The organism is Streptomyces sp. LS1784 (assembly GCF_020103755.1).
In the GTDB taxonomy this organism is placed as follows: Bacteria; Actinomycetota; Actinomycetes; order Streptomycetales; family Streptomycetaceae; genus Kitasatospora.
On record NZ_JAHSQD010000003.1, the window covers coordinates 63,214 to 73,728 of the forward strand.

The following is a 10,515-nucleotide window of genomic DNA, read 5'->3' on the forward strand; positions in this document are numbered from 1 at the left end:
CACACCTCGGCGGCGCGGATCCGGCCCGGATCCGCACCGCCGTCGGCGATCCCGCGGACTACGGGGTGGTGACGCCCCAGAGTGTGGCCTGCACCGGGAGCAGTTGCTGGCCGCTCTTGCCGACGACCACGAGCCCGTCACTGTACGTACCGGGCTTGGTCCCGCCGACCGGCTCGACCATCACGGTGAAGACCAGGCGGGTACCGTCCGAGGTGGTCGAGTTCAGATGGGTGTCGAGATCGAAGGACAGCACCTTGCCGTCGACCTGCACGTCGAGGGCCTTGGCCGGGGTCGTCTGGTACGTCTCGTCGTTGTAGTAGTAGTGGTTCCCCCACTCGACCCACTTCCAGCCGGTCGGGACGGTGAAAGCGTAATGCACCTGCCCCGGCTTGTATTCACCTTCCGTCGGCTCCACGTGGATCGAGACAGTGAAAATATGGAACCCCTTGACGGGCTTTCCGCCGGCAGAGCCGACAGGGGCACTCTCCTGCGTGACGATGACCTTCGTCGCCGGGTCTCCGGGCATGGGGATCACCCCGCCTTTCCGTGAGGAATTTCCGCAACCGGGCGAGATGTCGCCACGGTGCGTGACGGCTCGACTACAGGGCCGCCGACTCCAGGCTCACACACACGGGTCGCACACGCACTCCGACGCGATGGTCGATCAAGCCGACGCAGCAGCTCCGCAAACAGCCACCGTGTCACAATCGGTGCGCGCCCGGACCGGTGAAGTTCGTCGGCAAACTTCCCAATTTTGCTCCGCACGGACGGCATGCGATCAAACCGCACCCCTCGTACGATGATCAGTGGAGGTCAGGAACCAGATGGGCACCTACCCCTACGCCTTCCACATCGCCCTGGACGGGAACGGCATGAACGGCCTGGAGGGTGCCGCCGGCGTCTGTGTCTTCCGCTACAACCCGGACACCGGCGAGTACGCCTACCGGGTGCGGTACTACGACGGCGTCTCCGGCGGCCACGCCGTCAGCATCACCCCCGACCGAAGGTTCGGGTTCCTCGGCAACGCCGGGCAGCAGCTCCTCTTCTACGACGTCCAGTCATTGGACGAGAGCGAGCGGGTCTCCACCCTGCGGTTCGAACCCCCCGACGCGGCCATCAAGAGCAGCACCCACATGGTGTGGCTGGACGGCACCCACGGCGTCACCGCGATCGGTGACGGCCTGTGGCTGCTGGACCTCGACCGACCGACCGAGGCCCAGCGCATCGGCGACCACCTGCTGAAGCTCCCTCACGCCATGAAGCGCACCGCCTCCGGCCGGTACGTCGTCTACGGCGGCATGGACCACCCGGGCCGCGGCGAGGCGGCCGAGGTCGGCGTCTTCGACCTGCAGAAGCGCGTCGCCCGGCGGGTGCGGCTGCCGACGACCTGCTGGCACGTGGCCTGCCACCCGAGCGACGACCGGTTCTACGCGCTGTCCTTCCGGGTGCTGCCGCAGGAGGGCCGGGACTGGCACGAGTGGGCCATGGCCTACTTCAAGGAGTACGTGTACGAGATCGACGCCGAGACCGGGCAGATCCTGCGCCACTGGGCCTGCGGACAGAGCGTCCCCGCGCACATCAACTCGGACGTCTGCGTCTCGGACCGCGAGCTGATCTACTGCAACGGCGGCAGCGGCACCATCGTCATGATCGACCTCGCCGACTTCGCCTCGTACCGCGTGATCGACGAACGCCCGCGCCTGGCCGCCCAGTTGCGCTCCGCCCGGCAGGCCGCGCGGCAGGTCACCGACGCCTTCACCCGGGGCTCGCCCGGCCCGAGCAGCAAGCACTTCGTCGGCGCCCTTCGGGTCACCCGCGGCACGCTCATCGACGGGATCTACGCCTGCCAGCTCTCCGCCGACCAGTCCCTGCTGTTCACCGCCAACCGGGGACTCAACACGATCACGGTGTACGACTACCCGGCCAACACCGTGCGGCTGCGGGTCGAGATGCCGGAGCTGCGCACCCACCTGCCCGAGCTGCCCGTCTGGACCGATCCCCGCCTGGGGTTCCACCACAGCACGCTGCTGAGCCCGCAGCCGGCCCCTACCGGAAACCCGACCTGAGGAGTGGCCATGAGCCCCGAGACACCCGAACAGCTGAACGACGAACTCCGAGCGGGCTGGGAACACCTCCGGTCCACCGCGGCCGCGATCGCCGAGCTCCAGACCACGATGTGGGGCGACTGGGCGGAGCTGACGGCCGGGCTGGCCACCGGCAGGCTCGCCTGGGGGAAGGTCTACAGCGAGTACTGCAAGTTCGTCGCCGACGAGGACCTGAGGTTCGCCCTTGAGCTGAGCGGGCTCGGCATCGACTACGCCCGGCGGATGGCGGAGGTCACCCGGGAGCACGAGCAGCGCCTTCGGGACCACCTCGGCAGGACCGCGTGGGGAGACCGCGCCGACGCCACGGACGGTGACGACACCGGTGACGACACCGGCGACGGCGACGGACCGGACGGGAAGCCCGCCGGCAAGTCCCGCACCGCGAAACCGGAGCAGTGAGGGTCAGCTCGGCGCCGGGCCGCCGTCCTCCAGCGGGCGGGGAAGCAGCTCCCGCGCGCTCGTCACCTCCGGATGCGGCCGCAGCCCGGACCTGACCCGGTCCGACAGGTGCGGGCTGGTCACCAGCCAGCCGAGCGCCTCGACCAGCGCCTGCCGCGCGGGCCTCGGCCGGTAGCCGAGGTCCGCCGCCTTGTCGTGCCGGTACCAGTAGAAACGCCCCATCGTCCGGGCCTCCGCCCGGGTGGTCGCCGGGGCCCGTGCGGTCAGCACCGCACGGATCTCCCCCAGCGTCGCCGCCAGGTACGCGCCCGTGTGACTGGCGGTGGCCCACGGTCCACGGGTGCCGCACAGCTCGGAGACGGTCTGGTGGATGGTCCGCCAGGCCCAGTTCTCTCCACCGAGCAGGTAGCGCTCCCCGGGCCGGCCCCGCTCGGCGAGCAGCACGTGGCCGGCCGCGACGTCCCGGACGGAGACGATGTTGCAGCCGCCCGGATAGGTGGTGCGCAGCGAGTCGGCCAGGTACCGGGTGATCAGCGCGTTGCTGGGCACCAGCCGCCAGTCGGGGCCGCCGACCACGATGGTCGGGCAGGCCGCCACCACCTCCAGGCCGAGTTCGGCGCCCAGGGCGAAGGCCGTCCGTTCCTGCTCCAGTTTGGTGACGAAGTAGTCCGGCAGGTACTCCTCTCCGGGCATCCACTGCTCGTCCCGGGCCACCGGGCCGCCCGACGAGCCGCAGGTGATGGACGACGAGGTCACCACCACCCGCCGGACCCCGGCCTCGGCCGCGGCCCGCAGCACCTCGCAGGTGCCCTCGACGTTGGCCCTGGCCAGTTCCTCCCGGTCGGTGTCCCAGTAGGAGAAGACGGCGGCGCAGTGGAACACGGTGTCGCAGTCCTCGAACGCGGCCCGCAGGCTGAGCGGATCGCGCAGGTCTGCGTTCACCAACGGCACGTCCAGGCCGTGCAGCTGCCGCAGGTCGCTGCTGCGGCGCACCGACGCCCGCACCTCCTGGCCGGCGGCGTGCAGCGTACGCACCACCTGGGATCCGACGAGCCCGCTGGCACCGGTCACGCACGCCCTCACGGGGTCCGCCTCGACCGCCGGTCCCGGGCCGCGGCCTCGCGCAGTCCCTGCCAGAAGCCGGCCACCGCCGGGCGCAGCGACTCGCGGAACTCCTCCAGCAGGGGGGAGCGGGTCGGGAGGTCGCCGGGCGCGACGTGCCAGAAGCCGTCCGGCCCCAGTCGTCCCGGCGGTGTCGGCACGGTCAGGGTCTGCGAGGCGACGGTCCGCAGCATCCGGGCGGCCTCGGTCAGCCGCTGGGTGGGCAGCTCGGCCGCCTCCAGGTCGTCGGAATCCTCCCAGGGCCGGCCGATCCGGAAGGGGCGCCCCTCGTACTGCGCCTCGAAGTTGTCGAGGGTGCGGGTGAAGAAGCGCTGGTAGGAGTCCTGCACCAGCGGGTCCCTGAGCCTGGGCCGGGTGTCGGGGCGGATCATCTGCCAGGTCAGCGGCAGGGTGAAGCGCTGACGCACCCGGATCACGATCCGGGTCCGGCCACCGCCGTCCGCCGGGAGGAAGGTCACCGAGCCGTCGTCGTACTCGGCGGACCCGTTCGGGCTGCTGACCGTCCGCCAGGAGATCCGCTGCCGCTGTTCCCCGTAGTCCACCGACTCCAGCTTGCAGACGTCGATGGGCGGACCGCCGTAGTACGCCAGGTAGTTCGGCTGCGCCAGGTACAGGTTGCGTTCGATCTGGCGGATGGGTCGCCCCTGCGCGTCACGGGACACCACGTGGACCCGTCCGCCGAGGTAGTCGGTCATGTAGCTGATGGAACGGCTGATGTCGACCCGCCGTACGAACTCCCGGTACGGTGCGTTGACGGTACGTTCGCAGCCGAACAGGATCGAGTGGCCCACGTGCTGCCACCGCATCTGCCAGGCGTCCGCGGGCAGCGCGTCGATCACCGTCTCCAGCGGCCGCAGGAGGTCGGTGATCCGGTCGTAGTCCTCGTGGGTGTAGGCGTCCGGGTCGACCGCGAGGGAGACGTCCCGGCGCCGGAGGCCGTCCTTGGCGTTCCCGGTCCGCCAGGCGCGGACGGTGGAGGAGGCCGACGCCGCCGCGCCGACCATCGCGCACAGGGCGGCGGCGGCCGCCGGGTTCGCGTCCGCGGCGCGGATCAGCGAGGTGAGGAGTCGGGAGAGCCGGGCGAGGGCCGGGTCGGTGACCGCCGTGCCCGGGGCCACGTGCCAGGCCGCGACGCTGAACAGCCGGTGGACCCGCCCGTCGGGAGCGAGTCGGCGCACCGCCTCGACCAGCGATCTCGGCGGGTTGCGCCAGCCCTGGTAGGGCGTCAGGTCGCCGTCGATCCGGTAGGCGTCCGGCAGGCCCCGGTCGCTGAGCACCCGCGCGTTGAGCGGCGACGAGACGGGGTCGACGCCCATGAGCAGCGCGCCGACCATGTCCGCCAGCACGCCGTCCGGCGCGGCGATCACCGTCTCCGTCCGCAGGGGCCTGCCGACGTGCGATCCGGCGCACCCGTGGCTGCTCACCACGGCGTCGATGAGGTGGAAGTCCGGCGGGTGGGAGCGCAGCAGGTCCACGACGACTTCGGCGCCGTCCCGTCGGGCGCGGTAGTGGTGGTGCTTGTCGTCCTGCGGGAGCACGCCGAACAGGTTGGCCAGGCACAGGGCGTAGCCGAACTCCGGGTGGGTGCTGTTCTTCGCGATGTTGATCCGGAAGCCCGCGTCCAGCCAGCTGCGCGCCAGGCCGCTGCCGTGCAGCACGGAGGAGTCGGGGAACCCGGCCGGCCCGACCTCCTCCGACAGGTCCACGACGCGGTAGGTGTTGCCCTGCGGGGTGAGCCCGCCGTAGCCGAGTCGGCGGCAGGCTTCGGGGAGCCCGGGGCCGGCCAGCCAGGGGTCCGGGCCGCAGCGGGCGGCGCCGACGGTGGCGTCGCGGTAGCCGCGGTCGTGCAGCAGGTCGATCAGGTGCTCCACCAGGGCGGCGCTGACCGCGGTCGCCGGGTCGCCGTACGCGGAGGTACCCGGTGTCAACAGCACCGCGACCGCCCCCGGGTCGCCGTGCGCCCGCTCGGCGAGCCGCTCCCAGAGCCCGGCCCGGGCGACCGCCTCCGCCAGCAGGTCGGCGGCGGAGAGCGGCCGGACCCGGGTGGAGCGGGCCACGGCGGCGACGACGGTCACATCTCCCCCAGCGGCGGCGGACGGTCTTCCTGCGCACGGTCGAACCGTCGCCGATTCACCGGAAAGCATCCCAAAGAGGTTTAAAAGCGATGCTACTGGCCGGAGGTCGGATGCGGAGTGGGACACGCGCTCGTGTCCCGGGCCGGCCGTCGTCGGCGGACGGCGTGCGCGCGGCGGGAAACCGAACAGACCGGGGCACAGTCGGACCGAATCGGGCGGGATGGGACGATACCTGCCATGCCAAGCACGTCTTCCCTGGTCCGGGGCACCGAAGCCCCGCCCGACCCGCTCCGCCGCCTGCTGCTCGAACTGGGCGAGGCCCTGCTGGGCGGTGGCCTGCCCGTCCATGACGTCGAGGAGGAACTCCGCGGACTGGGAAGGGCGCTGGGGGCTCCGGACGTGCGGGTCGCCGCGCTGACCAACGGGCTGTTCGTCGCCCTGGGGGCGCACGAGGCCACCCGGTTCCAGCCGGTCGGCGCCGCCCTGCGGTTCGAGCAGACGGCCGACGTCCTCCACCTGGTGCACCGGCTGCGGGCGGGCGAGCTCGACGGGCCACGGGCGCTCGCCGAGCTGGAGGGGATCCGGCGGGCACCGGCCCGCCGGCCCGCGTGGGTGGCGGACCTCGGGGCGCTGCCGGTCGGGGTGGGGGTCTGCCTCTTCCTGCAGCCGGCGGCGGCGAACGTGCTGGCGGCCGGGCTCGGCTCGCTGATCGTCGTGGGGCTGACCGTGCTCGCCCGGCGGCTGCCGTACCTGCGGCCGCTGCTGCCCGTCACGGCCGGGTTCCTGGTCGCACTGCTGGTCCTCCTGCTCGCCCGGGCCTCGCTGCTGGACGGTCCGCTGCGGACCATCGTGGCCACGCTGGCGATCCTGCTGCCGGGCGGGCTGCTCGTCACCGGGCTGTCGGAGATCGCCGCGGGTGCGGCCAGCGCGGGTACGGCCCGGCTGGTGTCCGGCGCGGTGCAGCTGGCGCTGTTCCTCGCCGGGGTGGCCGCGGCCGCGACCGCGACCGGCATGCCGGCCACCGCGCTGGCCAACGTGCAGGTGGCCAAGCCCAGCTGGTGGGTGATCGCACTGGGGCTGGCGCTCGCGGTCGCGGGGGTGGTGGTCAACGTCCACACCCCGCCCCCGGCCATCCCGTGGATCGTCGTGGTGATCGCGGTGAGCGTCACGGTCCAGGTGGTGGTGGGGTCGACGCACGGCGCGGCGATCGGCGGCCTGGCCGGCGCGGTCACCGCCGCGGCCACGGCCACGCTGGTGCACTGGCTGCCGGGCGGTCCGCTCTGGCAGGTGCTCTACCTCCCGGCGTTCTGGATCGTGGTGCCGGGCTCCTTCGGCCTGCTGAACACCGCGCAGATCGAGGTCGGCAACGGCGCGCAGTCCGTGCTGACGGCCGTGTCGGCGGTGTTCGGGGTGTCGATCGGCACCCTGATCGGCGCGGTGATCAGTCGGATACCCCGCCCCTCCCGCACCGTCCCGCTGCCCCTGGCCTGAGCCCGGGGCAGCGGAGGTACGCCCCGGACGGGCGGGCCCGTCACGGGTGGCGCAGGGCCTCGGTGAGGCGGTGGGCCGCCTCGACGACGGCCTGGGCGAGGTGGGCGCCGGGGTGGCGGGTGAGCCGTTCGACCGGGCCGGAGACCGAGACGGCGGCCACGACCCGGTTGGACTGGCCGCGGACCGGCGCGGAGACGGAGGCGACCCCGAGCTCGCGCTCGCCGACGGACTGGGCCCAGCCGCGGCGCCGTACGCCGCTCAGGGCGGTGGCGGTGAACCGGGCGCCCTGCAGGCCGCGGTGGAGGCGCTCGGGCTCCTCCCAGGCGAGCAGGACCTGGGCGGCGGAGCCGACCTTCATGGGCAGGGTGATCCCCACCGGAACCGTGTCGCGCAGGCCGGTGAGGCGTTCGGCGGCGGCCACGCAGATCCGGACCTCGCCCTGCCGGCGGTAGAGCTGGGCGCTCTCGCCGGTGACGTCCCGGAGCTGGGTGAGGACCGATCCGGCCGCGGCCAGCAGCCGGTCCTCGCCGGCGGCCGCCGAGAGCTCGCCGAGCCGGGGGCCGAGCATGAACCGGCCCTGCATGTCCCTGCTGACCAGGCGGTGGTGCTCAAGGGCGACGGCCAGCCGGTGGGCGGTGGGCCGCGCCATGCCGGTGGCGGCGACGAGGCCGCCCAGGGTGGCGGGACCGGCCTCCAGGACGCCGAGGATCGAGGTGACCTTGTCGAGCACGCCGACGCCGCTCGTGTTCTCCATGGGTGGGGTACTCCAGTCTCAAGGCCCGGGAGCAGCGGGTGGGCGCTGCTCACGGCGGCTCCTGGCGGGGAGCCGGGGGGTGGTCAGCGAGGACGGGCCGCAGAAGTCGGCCGATTGCCTGCGCCGGGCACGAGACGGGTACGCGAAAGCGCCGGGGCGGGAAGCGCCCGGGCGAAGGACAGCACAGAGAGCACCGTGTCTCCTCATCTTTCCCGCGCCACAGTGGCGACAGGCCGGAGTTGGCACTGATCCCGGACGGCACGGCGCGTACTTCGGACGCCGGGTCGACCGGGGAGTTGCCGGGGCTTCGTAGGGCCGGTCCCTCCACCCCTCTGGATGATTCGCCTGGAACCATACAAGATTCCCCGGGCTGGTCGCCAAGCCCCCGCCCACCCCTGCGGCCGCTCAGCGGTGGCGCGGCTCCGACAGGCCGGTGCACCGGGCCTGGTCCGGGCTGCCGGGGGCGGTCGTGTCCCAGGCTCGCAGGGCGGCGAGGGCGGCGGCGCGTTCGGCCGCCGTCGGCCGGGTGCCCTCCGGGCCGAGCAGGTAGTCGGCGACCGGGGTGAGCAGCAGGCCGGCCTCGCCGGCCGGCAGCAGCAGGGCCTCGTCCCACTGGTGCCGGATGACGGTGCGGCGCAGCAGGGTGCCGTGGCGGGGCCGGAGCGGGCGGGCGAGGGTCCGGCGGCGGCGGAGTTCGGGCGCGACCTCGGCCTCCAGAACGGTGCGCACGTCCCGCAGGGAGCCCAGCGGCACGTGCTCGGCGGCGAGGTCGAGGAGGGCCGCGGCCTCCGGGGCGAGCCGGTAGGCGGCGACCACCTCGGCGGTCTCGACGGGTTCGAAGGGCTGCCCGGCGAGGTGGGCCACGTCGATCACGTCGCCCGCGAGGAAGGCGCGCCCGAGCCCCTCCTCGGCGAGGGCGATCAGGCACTCCACGTGGTCGTCGGCGGCCAGGTAGGGCCGGACCGGGACGGTGGCGAGGTCGCCGGTGAGCGCGGCGGTCGCGACCCGCACCTCGTACCACGGGTCGAGCAGCGGGTCCTCGGCCGGCCAGCGCAGGGTGACGGCGGTGTGCCGGGGCCGCTCGCCGAGCAGGGTGACCTCCACGGACTCCACGGGGTGGTCGGTGACCAGCCGGTTGACGGCCTGCCAGAGCGTGGCCTCGGTGGGGCTGACGAGGCTGAGCACGCCCAGCGGCCGGGGCAGGTCGGGCGGGTAGTAGCCGGCCAGTGGCAGGTCGCGGATCGGGCGGACCACGGTTGCGTCGGCGAGCCCGCGGGCGACCCTGGCGTAGCAGTCGGCCCGGTCGCGGGCGCGCCGCAGCTCGGCCCGGGCGTGCTCGCCCATCCGGACGCCGTCCCTGGCGAGCGCGGCGAGCACCAGGTACGGGAGGTGGCGGTCGCCGCGGGCACGGTGGAGCAGCTCGACCGGTCCGGCGACCGGGTCGACGTCGAGCAGCCGGTGGAGCAGGTCGGTCTTCATGGGCGTCCGCCTCCGAGAGCCGTGATGGTCGGCCGGGCGGCCGGGGACGTGGCGGGTCCGACGGTTGGTGCCGGGCCGACCGCGGGCGCCACACCACCGATTGTGGTGACGGCCGATCAACACCGGATCACCACCGGGTCGACGATCCCTCGACATCCCACCGGGTGCCGTGGGTTGATAGGGGCTCATCAATTCGGGGGGCGGCACGTGCGCGGGCGGGGGCGAGCACATGAGGCGGGCAGGTGCAGGAATGGATGATTTCCGGTTCTCGGTCCTGGGTCTGATGCGGGCGCAGCGCGGCGTGACCGTGCTGAAGGTGGGCAGCCCACAGCAGCAGGCCATGCTGGCGGTGCTGCTGCTCCGGCCCGGACACGGTGCGAGCGCCACCGATCTGATCGACGCCCTGTGGGGTGAGGAGCCGCCGGGCACCGCGATGACGACGGTGCGCACCTACGCCTGGCGGTGGCGCAAGATCCTGCACGGCGAGGAGCCGGACGCGCCGACCGTGCTGACCTCGGTCGGGGACGGCTACCGGCTGGTGCTGCCCAAGCACGCGGTGGACGCGGCGCAGGCGGAGGAGCTGGCCGCGCAGGCCGAGCGCACGGCGGCCGCCGGAGAGCCGCAGCAGGCGCGCGACCTGCTGAACCAGGCGCTGGAGTTGTGGCAGGGCGAGCCGCTGGCCGGCATCCCCGGTCCGTTCGCGCAGCGGCAGCGCCAGCGGCTCCAGGAACTGCGGCTGACCCTGCTGGAGGAGCGGATCGCCCTGGACCTGGCGCTGGGGCGCTACTCCCGGTGCATTCCGGAGCTGACCTCGCTGACCACCGAACACCCGCTGCACGAACGGGCGTACGGGCTGCTGATGCGCGCGCTGTACCAGGCCGGGCGGCAGGCGGACGCGCTGGCGGTGTTCCGCGGCGCGCGTCAGCTGTTCCTGGCCGAACTGGGGGTGGCGCCCGGCGCGGAGCTGGACCTGCTGCACCAGCGGATCCTGGAGGGCGACCCGTCGCTCGCCGCCCCGGCGCCGTCCGTCGCGCTCCTCGCCGGCAGTGCGGAGCCGGCCGCGCCCGGGGTCGAGTCGCCGGACCCGCCC

9 protein-coding genes and 1 riboswitch are annotated in these 10,515 nt (G+C 73.4%); of the genes, 4 read left to right on the forward strand and 5 right to left on the reverse strand.

The genetic code is table 11. From position 1 onward, the window contains the following. Window positions 1–58: 58 nt before the first annotated feature. Window positions 59–379, reverse strand: a complete 321-nt coding sequence (locus tag KS423_RS01000; protein WP_224273687.1) for a hypothetical protein — start codon at window positions 377–379, stop codon at window positions 59–61. Between the two features lie 445 nt (window positions 380–824). Between KS423_RS01000 and KS423_RS01005 the strand changes: the two genes are divergently transcribed. Then, complete coding sequence (locus KS423_RS01005; RefSeq protein ID WP_224273694.1) at window positions 825–2,066, forward strand: hypothetical protein; 1,242 nt, start codon at window positions 825–827, stop codon at window positions 2,064–2,066. 9 nt (window positions 2,067–2,075) lie between these two features. Then, entirely contained in the window at window positions 2,076–2,504 is a 429-nt protein-coding gene (locus KS423_RS01010; protein WP_224273696.1) for a hypothetical protein, read from the forward strand. Window positions 2,505–2,507: 3 nt separating this feature from the next. On the opposite strand, the gene KS423_RS01015 is transcribed toward KS423_RS01010, so the two are convergent. Both KS423_RS01015 and KS423_RS01020 read right to left on the reverse strand, forming a co-directional pair. Further along, a complete protein-coding gene (locus tag KS423_RS01015; protein WP_224273698.1) occupies window positions 2,508–3,587 on the reverse strand; it encodes an NAD-dependent epimerase/dehydratase family protein in 1,080 nt (359 codons plus the stop codon). Next, complete coding sequence (locus KS423_RS01020; RefSeq protein ID WP_224273700.1) at window positions 3,584–5,701, reverse strand: DUF362 domain-containing protein; 2,118 nt, start codon at window positions 5,699–5,701, stop codon at window positions 3,584–3,586. The genes KS423_RS01015 and KS423_RS01020 overlap by 4 nt, the downstream gene beginning before the upstream one ends. 237 nt (window positions 5,702–5,938) lie before the next feature. Here KS423_RS01020 and KS423_RS01025 point away from each other — a divergent pair, with 237 nt between their 5' ends. Further along, complete coding sequence (locus KS423_RS01025) at window positions 5,939–7,192, forward strand: threonine/serine exporter family protein (RefSeq protein ID WP_224273702.1); 1,254 nt, start codon at window positions 5,939–5,941, stop codon at window positions 7,190–7,192. Window positions 7,193–7,232: 40 nt separating this feature from the next. Here the strand turns inward: KS423_RS01025 and KS423_RS01030 are convergent, their stop codons facing one another. Next, window positions 7,233–7,946 carry an IclR family transcriptional regulator gene (locus tag KS423_RS01030; RefSeq protein ID WP_224273710.1) on the reverse strand — a complete coding sequence of 238 codons (714 nt, stop codon included), beginning with the start codon at window positions 7,944–7,946 and terminating at the stop codon, window positions 7,233–7,235. A gap of 200 nt (window positions 7,947–8,146) precedes the next feature. After that, window positions 8,147–8,289, reverse strand: a riboswitch (SAM riboswitch). A gap of 62 nt (window positions 8,290–8,351) precedes the next feature. Continuing rightward, on the reverse strand, window positions 8,352–9,425 hold the full coding sequence (locus KS423_RS01035) for a hypothetical protein (protein ID WP_224273724.1): 1,074 nt from the start codon (window positions 9,423–9,425) through the stop codon (window positions 8,352–8,354). Between the two features lie 250 nt (window positions 9,426–9,675). Between KS423_RS01035 and KS423_RS01040 the strand changes: the two genes are divergently transcribed. Beyond that, window positions 9,676–10,515 (forward strand): AfsR/SARP family transcriptional regulator (locus KS423_RS01040; protein ID WP_224273726.1); only part of this gene is annotated, 840 nt, incomplete at its 3' end.

Excerpts from the sequence above, each read along its gene's own strand:
- KS423_RS01005 (WP_224273694.1), top strand. The coding sequence starts at position 825 with ATGGGCACCTACCCCTACGCCTTCCACATCGCCCTGGACGGGAACGGC.
- KS423_RS01010 (WP_224273696.1), top strand. The coding sequence starts at position 2,076 with ATGAGCCCCGAGACACCCGAACAGCTGAACGACGAACTCCGAGCGGGC.
- KS423_RS01025 (WP_224273702.1), top strand. The coding sequence starts at position 5,939 with ATGCCAAGCACGTCTTCCCTGGTCCGGGGCACCGAAGCCCCGCCCGAC.
- KS423_RS01030 (WP_224273710.1), bottom strand. The coding sequence starts at position 7,946 with ATGGAGAACACGAGCGGCGTCGGCGTGCTCGACAAGGTCACCTCGATC.
- KS423_RS01035 (WP_224273724.1), bottom strand. The coding sequence starts at position 9,425 with ATGAAGACCGACCTGCTCCACCGGCTGCTCGACGTCGACCCGGTCGCC.